Source organism: Parabacteroides sp. APC149_11_2_Y6, assembly GCF_054506995.1.
Genome location: NZ_CP173709.1, coordinates 2,555,796 through 2,576,620 on the forward strand (window position 1 = coordinate 2,555,796; position 20,825 = coordinate 2,576,620).

The 20,825-nt window shown below is 53.0% G+C and carries 29 protein-coding genes and 1 tRNA gene; 12 read left to right on the plus strand and 18 right to left on the minus strand.

Annotated features, from left to right (window positions below):
• Positions 1-460 precede the first annotated feature (460 nt).
• The 3 genes from ACGE0T_RS10405 to ACGE0T_RS10415 all read right to left on the minus strand — a co-directional run bounded on the left by ACGE0T_RS10405 (position 461) and on the right by ACGE0T_RS10415 (position 1,327).
• Complete coding sequence (locus ACGE0T_RS10405; RefSeq protein WP_459190386.1) at positions 461-652, minus strand: hypothetical protein; 192 nt, start codon at positions 650-652, stop codon at positions 461-463.
• 167 nt (positions 653-819) lie between these two features.
• Positions 820-909 (minus strand) — tRNA-Lys (locus ACGE0T_RS10410).
• Between the two features lie 133 nt (positions 910-1,042).
• Positions 1,043-1,327 (minus strand): hypothetical protein, encoded by a 285-nt coding sequence (locus ACGE0T_RS10415; protein ID WP_459190387.1) that lies wholly within the window; start codon positions 1,325-1,327, stop codon positions 1,043-1,045.
• A gap of 416 nt (positions 1,328-1,743) precedes the next feature.
• On the opposite strand from ACGE0T_RS10415, the gene ACGE0T_RS10420 reads away from it, so the two are divergent.
• From ACGE0T_RS10420 to ACGE0T_RS10430, 3 genes are read left to right on the plus strand one after another with little or no spacing between them, the layout of a single operon-like run.
• Entirely contained in the window at positions 1,744-2,967 is a 1,224-nt protein-coding gene (locus tag ACGE0T_RS10420; protein ID WP_004303751.1) for a site-specific integrase, read from the plus strand.
• A 31-nt stretch (positions 2,968-2,998) separates the two neighbouring features.
• Complete coding sequence (locus tag ACGE0T_RS10425) at positions 2,999-4,288, plus strand: site-specific integrase (protein WP_004295428.1); 1,290 nt, start codon at positions 2,999-3,001, stop codon at positions 4,286-4,288.
• Between the two features lie 28 nt (positions 4,289-4,316).
• Positions 4,317-4,682, plus strand: a complete 366-nt coding sequence (locus ACGE0T_RS10430) for a hypothetical protein (RefSeq protein WP_004289443.1) — start codon at positions 4,317-4,319, stop codon at positions 4,680-4,682.
• A gap of 36 nt (positions 4,683-4,718) precedes the next feature.
• Here ACGE0T_RS10430 and ACGE0T_RS10435 read toward each other — a convergent pair whose 3' ends face one another.
• Positions 4,719-5,030, minus strand: a complete 312-nt coding sequence (locus ACGE0T_RS10435; RefSeq protein WP_004295430.1) for a helix-turn-helix domain-containing protein — start codon at positions 5,028-5,030, stop codon at positions 4,719-4,721.
• On the minus strand, positions 5,027-5,320 hold the full coding sequence (locus ACGE0T_RS10440; RefSeq protein ID WP_004319131.1) for a helix-turn-helix domain-containing protein: 294 nt from the start codon (positions 5,318-5,320) through the stop codon (positions 5,027-5,029). The genes ACGE0T_RS10435 and ACGE0T_RS10440 overlap by 4 nt, the downstream gene beginning before the upstream one ends.
• A 543-nt stretch (positions 5,321-5,863) precedes the next feature.
• Between ACGE0T_RS10440 and ACGE0T_RS10445 the strand changes: the two genes are divergently transcribed.
• The 9 genes from ACGE0T_RS10445 to ACGE0T_RS10485 are packed head-to-tail and all read left to right on the plus strand — an operon-like array spanning position 5,864 to position 10,271.
• Positions 5,864-6,115, plus strand: coding sequence for a hypothetical protein (locus ACGE0T_RS10445; RefSeq protein WP_017141503.1), 252 nt, complete (start codon positions 5,864-5,866; stop codon positions 6,113-6,115).
• A 12-nt stretch (positions 6,116-6,127) separates the two neighbouring features.
• Positions 6,128-7,120: a hypothetical protein gene (locus ACGE0T_RS10450; RefSeq protein WP_004295433.1), complete on the plus strand. Its 993-nt coding sequence runs from the start codon at positions 6,128-6,130 to the stop codon at positions 7,118-7,120.
• 45 nt (positions 7,121-7,165) lie between these two features.
• On the plus strand, positions 7,166-7,576 hold the full coding sequence (locus tag ACGE0T_RS10455; RefSeq protein WP_009132163.1) for a PcfK-like family protein: 411 nt from the start codon (positions 7,166-7,168) through the stop codon (positions 7,574-7,576).
• 2 nt (positions 7,577-7,578) lie between these two features.
• Complete coding sequence (locus ACGE0T_RS10460; protein WP_177776171.1) at positions 7,579-8,862, plus strand: PcfJ domain-containing protein; 1,284 nt, start codon at positions 7,579-7,581, stop codon at positions 8,860-8,862.
• 40 nt (positions 8,863-8,902) lie between these two features.
• Complete coding sequence (locus tag ACGE0T_RS10465; RefSeq protein ID WP_004295437.1) at positions 8,903-9,229, plus strand: hypothetical protein; 327 nt, start codon at positions 8,903-8,905, stop codon at positions 9,227-9,229.
• A gap of 40 nt (positions 9,230-9,269) precedes the next feature.
• Entirely contained in the window at positions 9,270-9,587 is a 318-nt protein-coding gene (locus ACGE0T_RS10470; protein WP_459190388.1) for a hypothetical protein, read from the plus strand.
• Positions 9,588-9,633: 46 nt separating this feature from the next.
• Positions 9,634-9,900 carry a DUF6956 domain-containing protein gene (locus ACGE0T_RS10475; RefSeq protein ID WP_004295438.1) on the plus strand — a complete coding sequence of 89 codons (267 nt, stop codon included), beginning with the start codon at positions 9,634-9,636 and terminating at the stop codon, positions 9,898-9,900.
• Between the two features lie 4 nt (positions 9,901-9,904).
• Positions 9,905-10,084 (plus strand): hypothetical protein, encoded by a 180-nt coding sequence (locus ACGE0T_RS10480; protein ID WP_004295439.1) that lies wholly within the window; start codon positions 9,905-9,907, stop codon positions 10,082-10,084.
• Positions 10,068-10,271, plus strand: a complete 204-nt coding sequence (locus ACGE0T_RS10485) for a hypothetical protein (RefSeq protein ID WP_004295440.1) — start codon at positions 10,068-10,070, stop codon at positions 10,269-10,271. The genes ACGE0T_RS10480 and ACGE0T_RS10485 overlap by 17 nt, the downstream gene beginning before the upstream one ends.
• 69 nt (positions 10,272-10,340) lie before the next feature.
• Here the strand turns inward: ACGE0T_RS10485 and ACGE0T_RS10490 are convergent, their stop codons facing one another.
• From ACGE0T_RS10490 to ACGE0T_RS10550, 13 genes are all read right to left on the minus strand, one after another.
• A complete protein-coding gene (locus tag ACGE0T_RS10490; RefSeq protein ID WP_117615371.1) occupies positions 10,341-11,228 on the minus strand; it encodes an IS3 family transposase in 888 nt (295 codons plus the stop codon).
• Positions 11,159-11,683, minus strand: a complete 525-nt coding sequence (locus ACGE0T_RS10495) for a helix-turn-helix domain-containing protein (protein ID WP_032558195.1) — start codon at positions 11,681-11,683, stop codon at positions 11,159-11,161. The genes ACGE0T_RS10490 and ACGE0T_RS10495 overlap by 70 nt, the downstream gene beginning before the upstream one ends.
• 70 nt (positions 11,684-11,753) lie before the next feature.
• On the minus strand, positions 11,754-12,140 hold the full coding sequence (locus ACGE0T_RS10500) for a hypothetical protein (protein WP_004295441.1): 387 nt from the start codon (positions 12,138-12,140) through the stop codon (positions 11,754-11,756).
• A gap of 361 nt (positions 12,141-12,501) precedes the next feature.
• On the minus strand, positions 12,502-14,454 hold the full coding sequence (locus tag ACGE0T_RS10505) for a DUF4116 domain-containing protein (protein ID WP_005681342.1): 1,953 nt from the start codon (positions 14,452-14,454) through the stop codon (positions 12,502-12,504).
• A gap of 63 nt (positions 14,455-14,517) precedes the next feature.
• Positions 14,518-14,961 (minus strand): DUF3872 domain-containing protein, encoded by a 444-nt coding sequence (locus tag ACGE0T_RS10510; RefSeq protein WP_004295445.1) that lies wholly within the window; start codon positions 14,959-14,961, stop codon positions 14,518-14,520.
• A gap of 13 nt (positions 14,962-14,974) precedes the next feature.
• The gene (locus ACGE0T_RS10515; protein WP_004319140.1) at positions 14,975-15,559 is read right to left on the minus strand and encodes a conjugal transfer protein TraO; all 585 of its coding nucleotides are present in this window, start codon (positions 15,557-15,559) and stop codon (positions 14,975-14,977) included.
• Between the two features lies 1 nt (position 15,560).
• A complete protein-coding gene (traN, locus tag ACGE0T_RS10520) occupies positions 15,561-16,481 on the minus strand; it encodes a conjugative transposon protein TraN (RefSeq protein WP_004303795.1) in 921 nt (306 codons plus the stop codon).
• Between the two features lie 72 nt (positions 16,482-16,553).
• On the minus strand, positions 16,554-17,834 hold the full coding sequence (traM, locus tag ACGE0T_RS10525; RefSeq protein WP_005681343.1) for a conjugative transposon protein TraM: 1,281 nt from the start codon (positions 17,832-17,834) through the stop codon (positions 16,554-16,556).
• On the minus strand, positions 17,809-18,108 hold the full coding sequence (locus tag ACGE0T_RS10530) for a TraL conjugative transposon family protein (protein WP_004295449.1): 300 nt from the start codon (positions 18,106-18,108) through the stop codon (positions 17,809-17,811). Before ACGE0T_RS10530 ends, traM begins: the two co-directional genes overlap by 26 nt.
• Positions 18,109-18,112: 4 nt before the next feature.
• Positions 18,113-18,736: a conjugative transposon protein TraK gene (traK, locus tag ACGE0T_RS10535; RefSeq protein WP_004295450.1), complete on the minus strand. Its 624-nt coding sequence runs from the start codon at positions 18,734-18,736 to the stop codon at positions 18,113-18,115.
• 11 nt (positions 18,737-18,747) lie between these two features.
• Positions 18,748-19,827, minus strand: coding sequence for a conjugative transposon protein TraJ (traJ, locus tag ACGE0T_RS10540; RefSeq protein WP_005681344.1), 1,080 nt, complete (start codon positions 19,825-19,827; stop codon positions 18,748-18,750).
• 19 nt (positions 19,828-19,846) lie between these two features.
• Positions 19,847-20,467 (minus strand): DUF4141 domain-containing protein, encoded by a 621-nt coding sequence (locus ACGE0T_RS10545; protein WP_004295452.1) that lies wholly within the window; start codon positions 20,465-20,467, stop codon positions 19,847-19,849.
• Between the two features lie 35 nt (positions 20,468-20,502).
• Entirely contained in the window at positions 20,503-20,817 is a 315-nt protein-coding gene (locus ACGE0T_RS10550) for a hypothetical protein (protein WP_004295453.1), read from the minus strand.
• Positions 20,818-20,825 lie beyond the last annotated feature (8 nt).

The window sequence follows — 20,825 nt, forward strand, 5'->3', positions numbered from 1 at the left end:
CAAACAGAAGTCTGAATATCAATCCCCCTCCTATACAGCTATTTTATTTTCACACCTCTCCTCTTCCTTATTTAGCTCATCAATAAAAAGTCAGTTAGCAATATCAGCTTTCCGATAATCCTCACTGATATATATACCCGTGGTAATAAGATTATGTTCTGGCTCCCGGTGTCCTATATCATCTTTGCTTATACCTATATCTCGCATAAGAGAGGCGAACGAGTGGTGACTAAAATAGGTCGTAAGATTTCCGTCCGTTTCGATGTCTAATAAGTCAGCTATCTTTCGAAGCTGTTGATTAAACATCTTATTAAATGCTTCTGAATTGGCATACTGAAATTCCGATCTACGAGTATGAGGAGTATAACTCAGGTCCTTTCATCAAGGCAGTAATCAGCGAACCACAAAAGATATTTTTACCCTTCGTATTTTCCGATAGCCTCCGCTTCCGGTTCTATCTTCATATTATAAAAAAGGTATAATTCGTTATTACCAGATCAGCAGGATTGGAATTATATTCATCGATAGCAGAATTAAAGATACCAGTAGATATCCACTCCTCACTACCTCTATGAGTAATTTGAATGTAAATTACACATTCTCCACTCTCTTTTGTTTGACCTTTTCTAATGACCAGTTTCAAATTTGCCATACAACCTCCAGTTTCAAATTAGTTTCAAATCCTTTGTGTGAAAACGTACATATGAGCTTTGCACGTCAGACTGTTTTTAGCAATTTTTCCATCAAAAATGAGGCATAAAAAAACAGCACTTCACAGATTAAACTGTAAAATGCTGTTTATTAACTTGTTGTTTTTTGTGACCTGGGAGGGGCTCGAACCCTCGACCCAATGATTAAGAGTCATTAGTGGTCAATCTGCAAAGGATTAATAAACAGTTTCTTACAGTCGGATATTTTTAAATTTTCAAATTAGTTTCAAATCGGGATGATTTTAAAGGTTTAGCAAATGGAAAAACTATCGCCTTACCTCAATCTTTGTTACGAAACAAAGATAGTATTTTTTTAACTTAAGTGATATACATTAATTGCTCATCATCTTATCAAAGTCATCAAGATTAACTAAACTACTGCGCGGTACATCTCCTGTTTCATCAACTGACATACCATAAACGGAAAAACTTTTTTCTTTGAACATGATTAGAGCAACCTCCTGCCCTTTCTGAATTTGTGCATTAAGATAGTCAGACATCAGGTTCCAATCTGTTGGACCGATGAATAATGAAGTTATCTTCATATCTTTTACGATAGAGCCTATTGTATAGCCTTCTATCTGTTTACACTTAGTTGCTGCTTCGTCAAATGTCATAGTAATATCTTTTTCTCCTTGGCACAAAGATATACAGAACTCGCAAAAAAACGGCAAAATTTGGATAAATAAAGTAAGTGTTTGGTATTGAGGAGAGTTAAGCCAAATTCTTCTATACCTTTCCAAATCGCTAAAATGCAGGATAATGAAAGGTTAAGAGAAAGATTTGCTACTTATCCGTTGCCTTTTTTAGCCCCGGATAATCCGGCAAAATAACGCTTAACCACCTGCGGTTTTACCGTTCACCATGCAAAGAACCCTATATTTTGCCCGTAAAGATAACCGTTTTTTTCCGTTTTTCATGGAAATACAGGTTATGTTACCGGCATCCGGGGTTTTATTCTTTGTTCCGCTATAATTTTCATAACTGTAAATAACTCTATATCAAGTAATTTTGCAACATAAAAAATAGAGTTATGAAACAGACGGATGTAACGGTTACGTTCTACCTCAAAAAGAGCGAAATGAATGACGAGGGACATTGCCCGGTCATGGCGAAACTTGTTGTCGGCAAATTTTCAGAAGCGGCTTTTAGTGCGAAAATGTCCGTACCCGCTGCACTGTGGGCATCCGGACGTGCCACGGGTAAAAGTAACGCCGCGCGGGAAATCAACCGGCAACTGGACGATTTGCGAGCTTCAGCCATTTCCATTTATGACGAACTGTCAGCCACCCGTGAGAATGTAACGGCTGAAGAAATAAGGAATCTGTTGTTGGGGACGGCTTTCGGGCAGGAAACCCTGTTGGGTTATTTCCGGACGTTCATCGAACATTTCGAAAAACGTGTCGGCGTGAACCGGGAAAAGGGAACAGCGCAATCTTACCGCTATGCTTGTAACTGTGTGGCCGCTTTCATCCAGGAGAAATACAAGTTGTCGGATGTTCCTTTCACGGCCCTGAACCGTTCATTCATCGACAACTATGACCTCTACCTACGCACGGAGCGCCGCTTTGCCCTGGGAACTATCGTGTTGCTTGTCACACGGTTGAACACGATTGTCGGGGAAGCCATCGCGGAAGGGATTATCACTGCCGACCCGTTCGCGGGTTATGAAGCCGAACATCCCGAGCGGGAACAGAAATACCTTACCGCAGCGGAGTTACAACGGCTGATGACCACACCCCTGCACGACCCGAAACTCTACCATATCCGCGACCTGTTCCTCTTCTCCTGCTACACGGGTATCCCTTACGGGGACATGTGCCGCCTGACGACGGAGGATCTGGAAGTGGCCGAGGACGGTGAGGTATGGATCAAGACCGCCCGCAAGAAGACGAAAATCGACTATGAAGTGCCATTGCTCGACATACCGTTGCTCATCCTCGACAAGTACCGGGATATGGCCCCGGAAGGAAAACTGCTGCCGATGTACAGCAACAACGAACTCAACCGGACACTGAAACGTATTGCCGCCATTTGCGGAATTGAACGGAAGCTCGTCTTTCACTGCGGACGCCATACCTACGCCACCGAGATCACGCTTTCGCATGGTGTCCCGCTTGAAACCGTCAGTAAAATGCTGGGGCATAGCCGCATTTCCACGACGCAGATTTACGCCAAAGTGACCGATGACAAGATCGACATGGATACCCGGTCTTTAGAGGAAAAGATTGCCGGCCGCTTCTCCGTAGCTATTTAATCTATCATTGACAATCAAATTCACAACGATTATGGAAACGAATAATAAAGAGATAAAACGTCGCAGCACGTTCTCCCTGCTGTTCTACATCAACCGCACGAAAGTCCGCAAGGACGGAACATGTAAATTGTTATGCAAGGTAAGCATCGACGCCAAGTCGGCCCCGATCAATATCAACGCGTTTGTCGATCCATCGCTTTGGAATCCGGAAACCAAAAGGGCGAACGGACGAAGCGAGAACGCCCGAACGGTAAACCTGGCAATAGAGAAACTGACCGAAAAAATCACCGGGCATTACCGTCATATTCGTAAAAGCCTCGGTTTCGTGACGGCCGAGCTGGTCAAAAACGCCGTGGAAGGAATCGGGCAGAAACCGTTCACCCTCCTTGCCTTGTTCCGCGAGCATAACGAGGAGTTCCGCAAGCGTGTCGGCGTGGATCGCAAGGAAGAAACCTATGAAAGTTACGAGAACTCCTATAATATTTTAGCCTCCTTCGTGAAAAAAAGGAAGGAAAAGGAGGATGTAGCGTTGCGGAGCCTTGACCGGGAGTTCTACGATGATTTTGAAATATTCCTACGTACAGATCGTGAAATGAAACCCAAGACAGTACACGAGCATCTTTACCGGTTGAAGAAAATGACCAAGCGGGCTGTCAGTCAGGGTACACTCCGGCGCGACCCTTACGGGAAGCTGCACCCGGAACTGCCCCGGCGCAAGAGCCGCCATTTGAAACTCGAAGACCTCAAAAAGCTGATGGAAACTCCCGTCGATAAACCCAACCTCCAGCGGGTGCGGGACTGGTTTCTCTTCGCTACCTTCACGGGGTTGTCCTACGCCGACCTGAAACGCTTGTCCGAAAAAGACATCACGCAGTCGGACGACGGAACGTACTGGATACACATCCGGCGCCAGAAGACCGAAACGCCCTCGGCCATCCGCCTGCTGAACGTGCCGTTGCAGATCATCGAGAAATACCGCCACGAGCGTAAAAGCGACAGGATTTTCAACCTCTATTGCCGGGGGTATCTCATCAAGCTCACCAGAGAACTGGGACGGACATACGGCTTCGACATGACCTTTCACAAGGCGAGGCACAATTTCGGGACACATATCACGCTCTCGTTGGGTGTGCCTATCGAAACTGTCAGCCGCATGATGGGACACAAGAGCATTTCCACCACGCAGATTTACGCCAAAGTGACCGACCGCAAGGTGGACGAGGACATGAAACGGCTGAAAGAACAGACCAAAGGCCGGAAAATAAATCTCTACGAGGAGGACGAACCGGAAACGGCAGATATTATAACGGTAAACGGTTGAACAGTATAACAAAAATTGATAAATTTGTATGACTATGACGACAAGAGAACCTATCAGCATTGAAAACGGGCGGGTGGAAATCCACGCGCCGGAGAACCGTGTATGGCTCACGCGCCACCAGATTGCCGACCTGTTCGGAGTCTTCGTTCCTGCCGTGGGGAGCAACATCCGCTCCATACTCAAAAGCGGCATACTCTGTGAGGAGAGGGTTTACCGCCGGGAGCGCAACCGTGACGGCGGTATTGTCGAGCTGTATTCGCTCGAAATGATCGCCGCGCTGGCTTTCCGCTTAAAATCCGGGAATGCCGAAGCCTTCCGACGGTGGCTTGTCCGAAGGGCCACGACGACCGCTGTCGTCTGGCAGCTCCCCGGCATGAACACGATATTGAACTGAAAAAGAAGAACGGCCAACGTTTTGGCCGTTCTTCTTTTATACCCATTCCTGTCCCCCGATACATTTCTTCCGGGAATCTTCCAGGAATTTCTGTATCTCGGATTCCATGTATAGTACCTTGCCCTGAATCAAATAATAGGGAATGATCCGCGCCGTGCGGTATTCCTGCAATGTACGCCTGCTGATTTTCAGCAGCCGGGACAATTCCTCGTCGGTGACGAACCGCTCTCCCTTGAGTGTCCGGCCTCCGGAGGATTCCAGTTTATCCAGTGCCTTGCCGGCCTTTTCCAAGCGCCGGAAGAGATCCGCCACACGCGGATCGTGCTTGTCGATGAAATAATGGCTCATAACGCGGCGGTATTAGGATAGTGCGACGATTGCAGCAGTTTCCCGACATCTTCCGGTTTGTAGAAGATTTTGTGACGGATGCGGCTGAAAGGCAGCAACCCTTTCTCCCGGTAGGTTTGCAGGGTACGTTTCGATATACCCAGCACGTCACAGACATCCTGGTTGTCCAGCCATTTTTTCAAACTCACGTCCTCTTGCCTGCGGCATAACGCCTCGGCTTTTCTTTCAATGGCTTCCACGTGCCCTGCCAGCGCGTCGAAAGCCTTCACGTCCATACTTATTATTTCCATGTTCTGTTTCATTTTTTGTTTCCCGGATGCCCAAAAGTACACAAATGAACAGTATCTTGTTATCAGCCAGTGGTATATGGACGTATCCGTCTTAAAAGTGGCAGCGAGTGGCGCCACGTCCGGCGGAAACGATCCTCCGCCGATACGGGATCGGCACGTTCCGATACGCCAATCGCCCGTGAAAGGAAATGTTCGCGGGCGATTTATCATTCCATGCAGGGTGAGCCGTGAACCGACTTTCGCGAGCGTTCACGGCATATCGTTTTCTCCCCGTTTCTCCCCCATAACCTTTTCCTCTCTTTTTTTTCATGCCGCGGAGCGCGGTATGGAAATCTGTTGTCAGTAGCAAAGGTAGTTACGGGGCTCACGCTGCTGCAAGATCGGGCCGCGGGGCGGTTTGCCGCAAAATCTTCCTCTTTCCCTGCGGGCGAGCGTATTTTCCGACAAAATCTTGCAGCAGCTATCCCCGACACCTTTTGATGCTACCGAAACAGATTCCATCCATACCGGCTCCGCTACGGCATAAAAAAAAAGTCAAAGGTTATGAGAAACGAAGAGAAAAATAAATGGAAACAGAAATCCTCCAACCTTCCACTTGGCATAAAGGCAAAGGTCGGGTTGGCGGTAAAGGTCGGGGCGGTGACTTTGGGCTTCCACGTGTGGGGTATCGACTTTATTTGGGTCGTTTTGGGCTTCACGTTCTGTTATGACATCCTGCGGGGCATTTTCTCCTGCCTTGTTTCTCTCGTGGCTCTAACCGGCTTTTTCTATTTCCTATTCACTCACATCTTCTAAATTTTTACAGGTATGACAAAGTACATTTCATTATTCGGAGCGACTACCACGGACACGCAGGTGCAGGTAGTCAAGGAAAACCAGGTAATCATCGGTATCGGTGCGGGTGCGAGCAGAAAGCGTTACGTCGTTTACAAGGTGGAACACACCGCCCGTGGCTACGTGTACCACATGGTCGATACCGAAACAAAGGAAATCAGCCAAACGGACATTTTGCGACCCCTCTCGCAAACATTCGGTATCGGCAGGTACTACGACGACGTGAACCCCGAGTTCATGGACGCTTTCGAGGTGGCTTTGCTCGTGAGGCAGGCGGAAGAGCAAGCCACGGCGCAGGCCATCGCCGCCGCCAAAGAGAAAGCCGAGCATGACCGCATAGCGGAAATAGGAGCGCAGAGGTTACGCCGCATCATGCCCGAAGGGGTGCAGGGCGTAATCATCGCCGAACTCAACGAAACGGAATACACTGACCCCTCTTACGAGTGTTCGACCACCCGAAGCGTGCGTACCGTCATTCTCGGCTTTTCGGCCACCTCTCGCAACGGCTTCGGGGAGTTGAGAAAGGCGGCGGCCAATTTCCCGCAAACGGCGCACCTCTCCGAATACGACCCCAAGAACGAACACCGCTATCCCGTTTTCACGCTCGGCAAAAGTCCGAAATACGGGTGGAGTGTCTGCAAACTGACCCACTACACCCGTGAAGGGTACATCGACAGGCTGGCATATATCGCAGGAAACGAGGAGAATATATGTCTGCCCGAGCCGAAAGACGAAAAACGGGCGGAACGCACTGAAACGAGCGTGCAAGGCGGGTTTATCATCGTGGACTATTCCGAGAAGGCGATAGCCGTATTCGGGGACACCAAGCCCGTCAAGGACGCCCTTCACGCACTCGGGGGACGCTTCAACGCACGGCTGACGCATGACGGGCAGAAGAAAGCGGGATGGATTTTCCAAAAGACCAAAGAGGACGAGGTGCGACGGCTTCTCGGAAAGGACGAATAAATGTTGAACACGGGGTGGCTCGCCGCCCCACAATACCAAAAAATCATGGCACAAGGAACAGATTATTTCAAACTGACGATACAGAACTATCTCGACGCACGGGCACGGGAGGACGAACTTTTCGCACCCCGATACGCCAACCCGAAAAAGAACATTGACGATTGCTGCACTTTCATCATCAACCAAGTACGGCAGAGCGGTTGCAACGGGTTTGCCGACGAGGAAATATACTCTATGGCACTCCACTATTACGACGAGGAGGACATCGACATCGGCAAACCCGTCAGTTGCAAGGTAGTGGTCAATCACACCGTCGAACTGACCGAGGAGGAAAAAGCCGAGGCACGGCGGAACGCCATACGGAAGGCCGAGAGCGAAGCCTACGCCAAGTTGGCGAAAGCCAAGTCCAAACCCAAGAAAATCGAAGATAACAAACTAATGCCCAGTCTATTTTAGTTATGAAACCGAGAACAAAATTCCAACAGAACGTCGTGGCGGCAAGCAAACACCTGCCGCCGCTTACCCCCGCACAAATCGAATGGGGGTACAAGAACTGCATCGAGCATATCGGACGCCGCACGCCGAAAGGACTTATCACCTGCACCGAGTGCGGCCACACGTGGCAGAGCGAAAACGGAGAACTCACGGACAATCTGTTAGGGTGCGAGTGTCCGCACTGCCACACCACGCTGAAAGTGGAAACCACCCTGCGCCGCAAGTTCAACGATTACGAGTATTTGTGCATCGTAACCCGCTGCAAGGGTTTTCAAGTCCTGCGCTTCGTCTATATCGAGTGTTGGGCGAAAGTGGGACAGACGCCCGTTTACACCCATATCGAAGCCGTACAGCGGTGGATTGCCTCCGACGGACGCTCCGCAACCTTCGCACGGCTGCGCCCGATGGGCTTCTTCGTTCACGGGTGGAGTTGGTCGAGCGCATTGGAACTGCGGGCGGAGAACGACGGGAAATACAACATCACGCCCACACGCATCTATCCCCGGCAACGGCTTATCCCCGAACTGCGCCGAAGCGGTTACGGCAAACAACTCCCCGATGTAACCCCTTTCGACCTTATCCACCTGCTGCTCTCGGAGAACAAGGCCGAAACGCTGCTTAAAGCGGGACAAACGGCACTCGTGCGATTTTTCGCCCGTTCCTCCCGCAATATCGCAGACTATTGGCCGGCCATCCGTATCGCCATCCGTAACGGGTACGCTATCGGGAAACCGACGGAATGGTGCGACTACATCGATCTGCTGCGATTTTTCGGGAAAGACCTGCATAACGCCCATTTCGTGTGTCCCGCAGACCTGCCCGCAGCGCATGACCTCTACATGGCTAAAAAACGGCGGCACATGCAAATGGAACGGCGGCAGGAGGAACGGCGCAAGGCGTTGGAACAGGAAGCCTCGTTTGTCAAAGCCAAAGGACGGTTTTTCGGAGTGGAGTTTTCCGACGGGGAAATCCGCATCAAGGTATTGGACAGCGTTGAAGCCATACGGCAGGAGGGCGAGGCCATGCACCACTGCGTGTTTACCAACGAATACTATCTGAAAGCCGACTCGCTCATACTCTCGGCTACAATCGACGGCAAACGTATCGAAACGATAGAGGTGTCCCTAAAACGCATGGAGGTCGTGCAGAGCCGTGGCGTGTGTAACAAGAATACCCCATACCACGGGCAAATACTGAAACTGATGAAGGGGAACATGTCCCTTATACGGAAACGAATGACAGCATAAAAATCGGGGCGGCGAAAGCCGCCCGCAAAAACAAAATAGAATGAACCAAATAGCATATAAATTCGTGTCGTGGGACGTTCCCGCACTCGAAAGCCTTGCAGGCTCAAAAGCGTACATATTACGCAAACGGCTCAATGACGGGGGAACGCTCACCCGTGAGGAGAAAGACTGGATTACCCGTGAGGTAAACCATAACACCTATTTCAAGGACTCCATTCCGCTTTTAGGGTATCGTTTCAACTTTGTCGATGTACTGAAAACATTCGTGGTAAAGCAGTACGGGCATTACACGGAATACAAGGGCGTGGACAAGACGAGCATACGCTCCATGTTGTACGGCAGAGTGGAAAGGATTGTCGAATTATAAAATCGGGGCGGCGAAAGCCGCCCTACAAAAAAATATAACAATGAAAATCATCTATAAAAGCTACATGGCACGCCCGCTCAAACCCTTCAGGGAGTGGGATTGGGAAGTTCGGGAAGCAGTCAAGACGGCCCTTGCGCTCGTCGAGGGGAAAAACGGGTTCAAAACCCATTCCGAGATATGGCGAAGGTGCAACCTCGTCATTACCGTGGGACACAACATCTACACCACGAGTATCGAGATACGACCACCCGAGCAGGACGTGATACGCCGCAGGAGCAACTGGCATAACGGCTACGCCTACTACTGCAACGGCGTGTTCTGGGCGAACATGAGCAGGGTTAGAGTGGAACTTGTCTGATTAAAAAATTTCGGGGCGGCAAAAGCCGCCCGTAAAAAGCGAGAATATGAAAACGAATGAAGTAAACAAGGAAATCTCCTATGAAACGCTGCTCGTAACCTTCGGCGAGGGTATCGGGCGGCTCAACACCATGTTCGACGACCCGCAGGTGTGGGGCGTTGCCACGCTGAAGCAGTGGATCGACGGGTATGAAACTACGCGCTTCACCGAAATCGACGACCGAACGGCGGTTATCACATCCGAATACAACATGGACAGCGTGAAGGAATGGCTGCAAAAGAACACACCGATTATCAACCTGGAAAAACGATAAAATCATGCGCAAGTACAAATTATTCATCGGCTACCGGCTGCTGGGAGAGTTTTCCGGTATATGGGAAGCCAAAAATTTCGCCGCTGAAAGCGGCATGAGCGGAATTTTCTCGCTCGTGGGAGAAAATTACCGGGACAGTTGGTACGAACCCAAAAAACAGGACAAGAATGGAAACAAAGATTAAAGACATCACGGGAGCGGAAATAACCGTTACCGACTTAAAAGAGGCGGTACGCCAATGCCGGGAGTGCCTCGCAAGTCCTTACCTGATGCCCTCGGGGCATACCGTGGGGGAAAACCATGCCTACATGTTGCGGCAACTGCTCGCCCTGCAAAGGCGGAAACGGGAACACGGCAGGCAACGGCCGTGAAAATACGACGCGAAAAAAATCGGACGATAACTGAAGTGCACCCCAAATATTGGACGGATTAGTATTTGTTTAGATGGCATGAGTTCGGTATTGTACCGGGCTCATGTTGTTTAAGTATTTCTTTATCCGCTTGTTATTGTAGTAGTCGATATATTCTTCCAATTCTTTTCGGAAATGGTCTATGGATGAGAATTTTTGCAAATATAATAATTCGGACTTCAATAATCCAAAGAAACTTTCCATAGCAGCGTTATCCAGACAGTTACCCTTGCGCGACATGCTCTGTGTAATACCTTTCTGTCTTAAACGGAGCTGATACTGCTTCATCTGATACTGCCAGCCCTGGTCGGAATGCAAGACAATACCCGGAGAATCCGGTATTCTGGCAAACGCATCGTCCAGCATCTTCATGATCTGCATAAAGTTAGGGCGTTCAGCTATTTTATAGCTAATAATCTCCCGGTTATATAAGTCCATAATCGGCGATAGATATAACTTTACGCCGCAAACCGAAAATTCCGTAAGGTCAGTAACCCACTTCTGATTCGGTTTTTCGGCTGCAAAGTCGCGTTGCAGAAGATTGGGCGCTATCCGTCCGATCTGTCCTTTGTATGAACAGTATTTACGGAGCCTGACCTGACTTTTTATCCCGCAAATATTCATCAGCTTAAGTACGGTTTTGTGATTTATCGCATATCCGATCTTATTCATTTCAACGGTAATGCGCCGATAACCATAACGCCCCTTATGTTCGTGATATAACCTTATAATACTCTCTTTTTCGCGAGCATATTTATCGGGTTGTTTTGATTTTCTGAAGTGATAATAAAATGTGCTTCGCGCCATCCCTGCGGCTTTGAGCAATACTGAAAGCCGGCACTGCGGCCTTAGTCCTTCGATGGCTTGGGCTCTTTCCCGCTCTCGCGGACAATGCGCTCCTCGACTAAGGCCTGCAATTTTTTTAAGTAAGCATTCTCGGCACGAAGATACTCCAGTTCCTTAAGCAACTCTTCGTGCGGAGTCGTTTTGAGTTTGACTTTTTTAGTCTTCGATTTACTCATGGCCGGCCTCCTTCTTTGCGGTTTACGCCGCAGGCCTTCAGCACCTTGGTTTTGATAGAGCCGCTCCCATTGACGAATAACAAAAGGGCCCGGAATGCCGAAATGCACTGCTGTCTCCAGCAAAGATAGATGATTTTGGTGCATATGCTTCAAAACTGACAACTTAAATTCTGCACTGTAGCTACCGTGGCGCAGCTTAAGGCCGGCAAGGCCATGGCGCTCGAATAATGTTACCCACAAGTGAACTTGCGAGCGGCCACAGCCCAAGTGACATCCGGCTTCCCTAACCGAAAGTCCGCCTTCGAGTACCAGTTTTACGGCCTTTAAACGAATCTCATAATTATATTTCATAAAAAACACCCCAAAAGTGTCCAACTTTTGGGGTGCAGTACAAACAACCGTCCGATTTTTTTGTTTCCCGTCAATCGACCGCCGTATGGTCGCCCAGCTTCCCGTGCAGTTCACGCCCGATATGTCCGGCAATGCCACGGGGAGAAATTTCAGAGATTGAACCCCACCCGCCATGCGTGTATATGCACGTCTTGAGCGGTTCGGTACGGGAAAGGTAGAACAGATAGCCGTTGCGGAGCAGGATGCCCACGAACACCGAGCCGACCTCGATGTCGGCGATCTCGTCAAAACGTATCTTCCCGTCATTGTATAATACTGCCGTGCCATCCGCATCGGGAATGACGAACAGATCGTCTTCCATAACAATCCCGTGCAACTCGATTAGCGACCCCAGGCATTCACTCGCCGATACCCGGTCGTAATCACCCTTTACCTCATTTGTCGATTTCGTTTCCATATCGCTTTTCTTTAGGTTCAGACAAATACCATACGAAAAAGGCGTGAGAATACGTTAAATACCGGCATTGAGGTACAGCCAAGCACCCATCCACTCGATAGATAATTTCTCCCCACGCCGCTATCGCATACGCTTGACGCATATAGACACGACGATAAAGAAGAGAACTACCCATTATTTTGCGAGCGGATTAAAATTTGGCTGTTTTCAATGCCCCACCATAATGTGTTCCTTCCGTATGTAAATCGCCCGGCGGCACGCCGCCGGAGGATTCGATTGCAAATATAACGATTTCATCCGGGTATCGGCGACAACACGTGCGATTTTTAACAACCTTCCTGCCAAAGAACTACCCGCCGTCCTACAATTTCGGCCCCCGGGCGGGTTTGCGGGGCGCGACCTTCGGCTGCGCCTTCTTCTCCCTGGGCGGTTCGACGATCCGCAGTTTGAGTTTCTCCGTCTTACGGTCGTAACGCACCTCGCAGCAATCAATCTCACCCGCAACCGACGTCCACACGTTGTTCACACGCACCGCGCCGCCCGAGTAGAGGGTCTTGTATTGTTCGTATTCGAGCGGCTGCCGCAATTTCGCGTCCACCTGACGGTGGAACGAATAGATATTACGTCCCTTCGCTATCTCGTCGGGAACGTAAACCCGCAACTCTGGATGGGCGGCCTCGGCATAGAGGCACAGATCCGCCGTGCGAAGCTCCCTCGGAACCCACTGGATCATCCTCGGGTCGCCCCGCACGGCCGTATCGGCCACGAGCGGCGTGATGGCCGTCTGGGGAATGTCATACAGCACCCCCGCATCCTTGCGAACGGCCTCCAACGCCACCTCCTCCGTTACAAGCCGGCGGTTCAGGTGCAGGACACTCATCAACCGGTGTATCTTCTGCGGGTCGTCCTGCTCGCGGAACACCTGCAAGACCAGGGCGGGGTCGCTCAACGCGCTGATAACCGAGAAATCGGTTTTGTCCTTCCCGTAGGTACGCTCGAAAGCCTCCCGGCTCATCTCCGGCGTCCGGGCTTCGCGGGGGACGCCTTTCAGGTTTTGCGGGTTCTCCCGCACCAGGCTCATGTATAGATCCGGGCTTTTCATGCTCTCGGGCAGGTGGGCGATGGCATAGGGACTGCGCCGTATGGCCTCCATGCACAACTCCGGCGTTTTCCACTTCTCGGGGACATATTGCAGGTAGCTCCCGTCGTGCCCGACGGCCCGGCGGCACATCTCCTCGTTCTTGGCGTGGTCGGGAAGGTTGTAGAACAGCTCCGGCTCCAGGGCGAAAATTTCCCGGGCCACTTTCGGCGTGACGTGTGCCGGGTTCATGTGCTGCAAAAAATCGAAGGTCTTCTCGTAATTCGTGCAATAGAACCCCAACGCCTTCATGTGTATATCCTCGAAAGGGATATAGCGGAGGACACGCAGGTCGTCGGCACGGGCCAACGCCCGGTTGCAGACCTCCGGCGTGAGCTGTTCGGGGTTGAAAAAGCGGATGGCCAGGGGATCGCGCTCCAGCGCTATCTCGCACAGACGGTCGGTTTTCAGATGCTTCGGAACGTACTCCAGTGCCAGGTAGTTCGAGGACACGGCAGCCTCGCAGACCCGTTCCGTGCGTAATTCCTCCGGCACTTCATGGAGCAGGATGCCGTCCCCACTGACGGCACGCAGGCAGACTGCCTCCGTGCGCAGTTCCACCGGCACGAGCGAAAGGCAGGACGCGTCCATCCCCACGCCGTGAAGGGCCAGCTCCCCGGTCATGACCTCCGGGGCAATGGAGGCGAAAATCTCGAACTTGTCCACGAACGACATCCCGAATTTTTTCAGCCCTTCCAGGCATATATCGGGATACGGAATGTAAGGGAGTATCTTGTAATCGGCACTGTCCACCGCTTTCAACGCCGCACGGCATATTTGCGGCGTCCTCAATTCCCCGGGAACGGCCTCCAGCACCAGGCCGTTGCGCTTCACGGCCGCCATGCACAGTTCGGGGGTCTTCAACCCCTCCGGAACGTAATACAGCGCGTAGCTGTTGCTATCGACGGCGGCACGGCACATTTTCGGTGTCTTCAGACGGTCAGGGACGAATTTCAGTGTTTCGCCCCGGTAGCCGGCCGCGGCAAGACAAAGTTCCGGCGTTTTCATCGCTTCGGGAACGAACTCGATGTTGAAAGCCGATTTCTTGATGGCGAAACGGCAGACCTCCGCCGTTTTCCGATCCTCGGGCAGCGTCTCGAAAAGGTTCTCACGCCACGGGTTCTCGTACACCCCCGTATCGAGATAGGCTATATCTATTCTCTCTTGCTCTGTCATGGTTTTCAGTATTTATGGAAAGCGCCCGGGTGACGGGCGCTTCTCTTGGTTAGACATATTCCGTTATCGTTCCGTTTCCTCCGTCCCGTTCTCGCTCTGGAACGTGAAGGAGGTCTTCACGACCTGACCCGTGTTGTCCTCGACATAGACGTCGATGGTCTGCTGGTCATCGCTGCGCGATGTGTAATAGAGGCGGAACACCTCACGGTCGAGCGGATAGCGGTCGTTGGGCAGGAACACCGTACCGTCGTCCATCCTCAACTCACCGCGCCCGTCGGGCTGGAAATAGCGGATCGTGTAACGTGCGCCGTCATATCTCCCCTCCCGCACGAGCGTGCAGCGGATTTCAGCGGTTTCACCAACGGAGATTCGCTTCTGAACGGGCATCGTTTCCAGAGAGAACGTGTACGCCTGCTGTATATCCAGCCCGTTGTCGCAGGATGCGCATAAAAGACCCAGGGCGGCGATCCAGACCGCCAGGGCCAATATCTTTTTCATCTTTTTCATGTCGCTTGCAAGTTTAATGGATTATGAATTTCACGCCCAGGCCGAACTGCGCGTGGAAATGTCCCGTTGTAGTGCCCCATAGGATACGCTCACGCCCCGTCAGCGAGAGGATAATCCTGTCGGTCAGGTACGCATCGACCTCCAGCGTGACGGCCCCGCCATAGAGGAAACGGTCGCGGTGGCGGAGCGTAGAGCCGTCATAGAGCCGCCTTTCGCCCCGGTTCACACTCTCGTAACCGGCCAGCGCCGAGCCGCCGAGGTAGAAGAAAAAAGTCCTGGACGGGTCGGCGAGGAACTTGTAATAGTAACCTCCCTCGGCCGTGAACTGCGCCACCGGGATACGTTCCGACTTGTAGGGGTAATAACGGTTCAGGAACTCCGCGCCGAACACCCACTTGTCGGCATTCTTCGCGTAGCGGCTCATGGCCAGCCCGAACCAGTAGCCCGTTTCGCTGCGGCTGTCCCGGGTATAGAAGCCGTCGGCCATGCCTCCCCGTATTTCCAGCCCGCGCATGGCGGGCAGGGCACGCTGGGCGTGCGCCCCGTCCGAAAGGAGGAGGCATAACCCCAGCGTGAGAATGAATATCGCCCGTTTCATATCACTTTACCTTTAACTCGTTGATAACACGTGCGCGCACCAGGTCGGCATTCTCCACCGTGAAAGTCTGGTGTCGCCCGCCCTGCTGCTCGTGCAGTTCCACGACCAGCTGCTTGTCGTCGGCCAGCGTGAACTTCGGGAGCGTGAAGACCATGCGCTCGGTACGCTTGCCGCCGATGACCTGCACGTTGTTGTACGCACGCACGGGCCATACGACCTGCTCCTGGATGGCCGTGCGTTTGGCCACCTTCTTGTCCGTAATCTTGAACGTCAGGTAGTCCACGTTGAAAGGCACGTTGGAGGAGTTTTTCAGTTGGAGGTGGAAATAAAGCAGGTCGTTATGCACGTAGATACCTTTGAGGAGGTATTGTACCCCGAAACGCTTGCAACCGATATGCTTGATCTCGCGGCGGTCATTCTTGTAAATGGACTGCATGATCAGTTTGACCAGCAGCGGAGATTCGCATCCCAACTCCTGCAAATAGATGTCCAGCGCGTTATTGGGGCGGTTTACCGCCTCCCCGTCATGCAGGAAGTCCGCCATCTCGACCGACAGTTTCACCGGCTCGTCGGCATACTTGACATTGAAGCTGTAATAGGCCCCGTCCTCGGTAATGACCGAAAGGTTGCTCTCGCGCGAGAAATCACGCAGGGCCGCCTTTACACGCAGCACGTTTTCCGTGCCATCGGCTTTCGCCGCCAGAAGATCCGAAGACCCCAGATCGACGTAACGGATGGCCGAGGGGAAAATCACATGCACGGTCTTGCTGAACGTCACCTCCAGCGCGTAGGGCGGGATAACCCGGTTGAAAGTCAGCGGACGGGTAAGACCGTCGTACAAATCGCCCGTGGAGGGCTTTTCCTGCGCGTGGGCAGCGAACATGCACCCGATAAAAGCGAGTGCCAGAAGAATCTTTTTCATACTCGATAATTTTTTGATTGTTGATAAAAATGGATTTTTTCAGTGGTGTACGGAAGTACGTCGTTTGTACCCTTATTGAAGGGGCGGGAGCAGCAGGACGCTGTAACCGGCCTTGAGCGTGACCTTGACCGAGCGCATCTTCTTGCTCACGTATTGCGACACGCCCTGGATGGCGCTGCGCCCCAGGTCGGAGAGCAGTTGCGAACCGGCATCGTCCGTGATCGTGATACTGCTGCCCATGCCCGCGCCCATATTGGCGGCGATCTCCTTCACGGCATTGAGTTCTTCCGACCCCGGCACGGGAATACCCTCGTTGCCGTTCGTGTCATAGACCGACAGATCGACCGGAACGACCGCCCCGCCGTGCTGGACAGCGCTGACCTTGACCGTCAGCCGTTCGCCGTTGATCCTCGCCGCCCCCGTTACGGGCGTACCCGAGGGGATGAGCAGATCTCCCGCCATCATCGGTTCCAGCAGCCGGAAAGTAACCTCCCCGCCATCGGTGAGCGTCACGGTTTGCTGCACGGCGGCGCGGATACTGTTGCGCTCGGGCTCGCGAAGGTCGCTCCCCACCGTGTTGAAACCCCAGTTCCGGGGCTTGACGAACTCACGGGCGAAGACCGAATCGGGCAGCGGGGCGGCGAGCAGCGACACGATGTTACGGCGCACCTGGCGCACGGGCTGCACGGAAGCCTTGCCGGAAACGGAGGCTTTCTGACGCGGGGCTTCAGGGGCCTGACCGCCATTCATGTAGCGGGCGGCGATCTCGTAGGACTTCTCCAGCAGCGCCACCTGCTCCTCCTGGGCCGTTTTCTGCGCCTGCTGTTCTTCCAGGCGGCGTTCCAGTTCCTCGATGCGGGCCTGCATCTCGCGCTCTTCCCCCGTTTCACCGGCGGTGTCCTCGTAGAAACTGCCTAACTGGCGGTTGATGTCGGCATAGGCGGCACGGGAAGTCCGGAAAGCTCCCGACGAACCGCCGGCAGAGCCGGAAGACTTATCCGGCACGGCAGCGGGCATGACGGGCTCTTCCTCCTCGTCCTCCATCCCGAACGCGAAATCCTGCAAGGAGCGCATCTTTTCCCGCTCCCTGCGCCGCATCTCCTCCTGCACGTAGGCATCACGCTTGTCCGAGAGGATACCCTCCGATTCCGGGGTCGGCAGCTCCGTGTTGAAACCCGCCGAAGGCTCCTCCCGTTCTTTTTCGCCGGGGGAGAAGATCAGCCACATGCACCCGGCAAAGGCCAGGAAAAAGAGCGGGAAGACCACCATCTTCTTCCGCATCTGTATCTGCCGGGGCGTGAGTTCCTTTTTCCCCGCCTCCGGCTGTTTATTCTGTTTTTCGTTCGTCGTCATAATTGAAATCTTTTAGATGTTTTACACTGTCGGCCTCCTGCCGTTGTCTTAATTCCAGTTCCAGCCGCTCGATATGCCGTATCTGCATCCGTTCCCCGGCTCCCTTGCCGAAGCGGTAGATGGAAGACACGGTAAAGTAGAGCGACAAGACGGAAAAGAACAAGAGCAGCGTGAGGATCACGATAATCCGCTTATCGGGCGAGAGTGCCCCGCAAGCGCGGCGCAGGTGGTCTTCGACCCACTCCCCGAAAGCCTTTATTCTCTTCTTTGCCATAGCCTTATCTTTTTAATGTACGTAAATCGCGGTTCTCCAGAATCTCGAATTTCTCCATGATGAAACCCTGCGGGTTATTGTCCGAACGCCCCGAGTTGATCAGCTCGCAGCGCGTGACCAGCGAACGCTCGGTGATGTTGCTCTCGCGGACAATCATTTGCCGGGCATAGGTCATGGCCCGGTAGGGATAGGCGTTGAAGTCGCACACCACGGAGTCCACCTCGATACGCTGGCTGATGTTCCCCGACACCACACGGTTGTAGTAACCTTTCTCCTGCATGTCCTGGTAATAGGCGAAGGCGCTCTTATCGACCAGGAACAGCGCGCGGTTGATGTTGCTCTCGATGGCCGCACGGTCGGGCGAGAGGGTAAAGAACAACTCGTGAAAACGCCGGATATGTTCGCGCGCCTCCACGGGGCGGTTCTGGCTCAAATCCTGCGATAGCGCCAGCATCAGCGACTTGCCCCCGTCCAGGACGTAGATCTTCTCGCGCTGCTTTTCGGCGAAACGGAAGCTCGCGACCACGCTGAACACGGATACCAGCGCGCACAGGCAGAGGAACACGATACCGAAAAGCCGAATCTGCCTGAAACTTGTTTCGATGTTTTTTAATGACTTGAATTCCATTGTCCAAATTGTTATGAATGATTACTGTTACCTTGTGTTGCCAGGTTGCGCCCGTTGGGGGCACTGCCCGAAGCCGGGCCACCGCCGCCGTTACCGGAGGAGGAACCGCCACCGCCGCGACGCCCGAACGTGCGGCCGATCATGTTGCCGGCGATACCGCCCGCGACACCCGTGGCGAATGCCCCGGCCTTGTTGATACCGCCCATAGCCCCGCCGGCTCCGCCCGACTGGATCACCCACTCGGCAACGGTGGGGATCGTGAAATAGCCTATGATACCTATAATCAAAAAGATAATATAGACACCGCTGCCGCTGTCGGGAATGTAGTTGGGGTCTTGCAGGGCCAGGACGTCCGCCTGGAGCATCAACGTCTGGATCTTGGCCAGCACCGCGGAGAACAGGTCGGCGATGGGAAGCCAAAGGTACACGCTGATATAGCGGGAAATCCAACTCGCGAGCGTCGAGTGGAAGCCGTCGTAAATGGAGAGGGCGAACGACAAGGGCCCCAGAATCGACAGCACGACTAAAAAGAATGTCCGCAGCGTGTCGATGGTAAGCCCCGCGGCGTTGAACAACAACTCGAAGAAGTCCCGGACAAGCTGCCGGAAACCGGCCTTGATGTCGTACCACGTGCGTTCGGCCCACATGCTGATAATCTCGCCCAAATCCGTGATACCCATATCCGCAAGCCGTTGTTCATACACCTCGTCGTCCACTAACCAAGCCTTGCCCTCGCGCCTGCGGGCCTCGGCTTCCAAATCGTCCTTCTGTTGCTGGTATGCCTGCAAATCCAATGTCTGCCCCTCCAGTATGGCGTGCGTGCCCTGCACCACGGGCGACATCACAGCGTTGATCGTCCCCAGAACCACGGTGGGAAAGAACATCACGCACAAGCCGATGGCGAAAGGCCGCAGGAGCGGGAACACGTCGATAGGCTCCGCGCTGGCCAGTGCCTTCCATACCCGGTAAGCCACGTAAAAGAGCGCACCCAGGCCGGCGATACCTTTCGCCACCCCGATCATGTCGCCGCATAGCGGCATCATCTCCTGATACAGGTTCCGGAGAACCTGGTGTAAATTGTCGAAATCCATGACTGCCTCCGTTTTCAGGTTACCAATATCTGTCGTTCGGGTTCCCGTAAAGTGCCAGCACCCGGTGCGCGTCGCCCTTTTCGCGGCTGCGGATGAAGGACACGGAGATGGTCTTGCGCGTGTAATAGCGCGTGAGGTTGCGGTACTCCAGCATCTTCGTGTAAACCTGATCCACCACGTCCATCCGCTCCTTGTCCGAGAGCGAGAGGCCGTTGCCGCCGGTTATGACCGTCTTGAGTTCCGCCACCAGCGCACCGCCCTCCTCCAGCAGCCGGGCGTAACCCGCCGAGATCGCCGCCAGCTCGTCCACCGTGAAGTTCGGGTCTGAAACCATACGGTTGAATCCCGAGGTGTAGATTTCCGTGATCTCGCTGACCATTTCGAGCGTCAGCTTCACCTTCCGGGCATCCTTGATGATGTTATGCACCGATTTGAGGGCGTCGTAGTAAGCCTTGCTCTGGTTATAAATCTTGATACTCTCTTGCAGCGACTTGACCATGTTGGTCGCCGTGGTCGAGCTTTGAACCGCGCTCTTGATGTTCTGAACGAGGTTCGACGGGTCGATGACCGTCCACTGCGCTTTTGCCTGGTACGTGAAGCAAAGAAGCCCCACGAACAGCGTTAAAATCAATCGTTTCATCCTTTTCATTATTTAATTCGTGAATACTTGGGCGGTCATTCCGACGCCCGGTAATAATCCCCGTAGGCGGAGAGCTGGAGCACCTCGCGCCCCACATCGTAGGCCAGGGCGACATACCCGTAGAGGTCGAAGTAACGGATACCTCCCCAATACTTCCTCACGGGACGGGAGAAGCGTGTCCCGTCCTTGTAGGACACCTCCACGTAAAAACCGCCGCCCCGGCGTCCCGGGTTGCGGTAGATGCGAACCCGGGGAGAACCCGAGCGGCTTTCCCACTCGCCCGCCACCTCGTACAGCGCGAAGTCCAAACGCGCCGCCGTGGGGTCTGATCCGATACACTTGCGATACATGGCCTGCC

Coding starts and splice junctions, on each gene's coding strand:
- ACGE0T_RS10405 (WP_459190386.1), bottom strand. CDS start 652: ATGGCAAATTTGAAACTGGTCATTAGAAAAGGTCAAACAAAAGAGAGT.
- ACGE0T_RS10415 (WP_459190387.1), bottom strand. CDS start 1,327: ATGACATTTGACGAAGCAGCAACTAAGTGTAAACAGATAGAAGGCTAT.
- ACGE0T_RS10420 (WP_004303751.1), top strand. CDS start 1,744: ATGAAACAGACGGATGTAACGGTTACGTTCTACCTCAAAAAGAGCGAA.
- ACGE0T_RS10425 (WP_004295428.1), top strand. CDS start 2,999: ATGGAAACGAATAATAAAGAGATAAAACGTCGCAGCACGTTCTCCCTG.
- ACGE0T_RS10430 (WP_004289443.1), top strand. CDS start 4,317: ATGACTATGACGACAAGAGAACCTATCAGCATTGAAAACGGGCGGGTG.
- ACGE0T_RS10435 (WP_004295430.1), bottom strand. CDS start 5,030: ATGAGCCATTATTTCATCGACAAGCACGATCCGCGTGTGGCGGATCTC.
- ACGE0T_RS10440 (WP_004319131.1), bottom strand. CDS start 5,320: ATGGAAATAATAAGTATGGACGTGAAGGCTTTCGACGCGCTGGCAGGG.
- ACGE0T_RS10445 (WP_017141503.1), top strand. CDS start 5,864: ATGAGAAACGAAGAGAAAAATAAATGGAAACAGAAATCCTCCAACCTT.
- ACGE0T_RS10450 (WP_004295433.1), top strand. CDS start 6,128: ATGACAAAGTACATTTCATTATTCGGAGCGACTACCACGGACACGCAG.
- ACGE0T_RS10455 (WP_009132163.1), top strand. CDS start 7,166: ATGGCACAAGGAACAGATTATTTCAAACTGACGATACAGAACTATCTC.
- ACGE0T_RS10460 (WP_177776171.1), top strand. CDS start 7,579: ATGAAACCGAGAACAAAATTCCAACAGAACGTCGTGGCGGCAAGCAAA.
- ACGE0T_RS10465 (WP_004295437.1), top strand. CDS start 8,903: ATGAACCAAATAGCATATAAATTCGTGTCGTGGGACGTTCCCGCACTC.
- ACGE0T_RS10470 (WP_459190388.1), top strand. CDS start 9,270: ATGAAAATCATCTATAAAAGCTACATGGCACGCCCGCTCAAACCCTTC.
- ACGE0T_RS10475 (WP_004295438.1), top strand. CDS start 9,634: ATGAAAACGAATGAAGTAAACAAGGAAATCTCCTATGAAACGCTGCTC.
- ACGE0T_RS10480 (WP_004295439.1), top strand. CDS start 9,905: ATGCGCAAGTACAAATTATTCATCGGCTACCGGCTGCTGGGAGAGTTT.
- ACGE0T_RS10485 (WP_004295440.1), top strand. CDS start 10,068: ATGGAAACAAAGATTAAAGACATCACGGGAGCGGAAATAACCGTTACC.
- ACGE0T_RS10495 (WP_032558195.1), bottom strand. CDS start 11,683: ATGAAATATAATTATGAGATTCGTTTAAAGGCCGTAAAACTGGTACTC.
- ACGE0T_RS10500 (WP_004295441.1), bottom strand. CDS start 12,140: ATGGAAACGAAATCGACAAATGAGGTAAAGGGTGATTACGACCGGGTA.
- ACGE0T_RS10505 (WP_005681342.1), bottom strand. CDS start 14,454: ATGACAGAGCAAGAGAGAATAGATATAGCCTATCTCGATACGGGGGTG.
- ACGE0T_RS10510 (WP_004295445.1), bottom strand. CDS start 14,961: ATGAAAAAGATGAAAAAGATATTGGCCCTGGCGGTCTGGATCGCCGCC.
- ACGE0T_RS10515 (WP_004319140.1), bottom strand. CDS start 15,559: ATGAAACGGGCGATATTCATTCTCACGCTGGGGTTATGCCTCCTCCTT.
- traN (WP_004303795.1), bottom strand. CDS start 16,481: ATGAAAAAGATTCTTCTGGCACTCGCTTTTATCGGGTGCATGTTCGCT.
- traM (WP_005681343.1), bottom strand. CDS start 17,834: ATGACGACGAACGAAAAACAGAATAAACAGCCGGAGGCGGGGAAAAAG.
- ACGE0T_RS10530 (WP_004295449.1), bottom strand. CDS start 18,108: ATGGCAAAGAAGAGAATAAAGGCTTTCGGGGAGTGGGTCGAAGACCAC.
- traK (WP_004295450.1), bottom strand. CDS start 18,736: ATGGAATTCAAGTCATTAAAAAACATCGAAACAAGTTTCAGGCAGATT.
- traJ (WP_005681344.1), bottom strand. CDS start 19,827: ATGGATTTCGACAATTTACACCAGGTTCTCCGGAACCTGTATCAGGAG.
- ACGE0T_RS10545 (WP_004295452.1), bottom strand. CDS start 20,467: ATGAAACGATTGATTTTAACGCTGTTCGTGGGGCTTCTTTGCTTCACG.
- ACGE0T_RS10550 (WP_004295453.1), bottom strand. CDS start 20,817: ATGTATCGCAAGTGTATCGGATCAGACCCCACGGCGGCGCGTTTGGAC.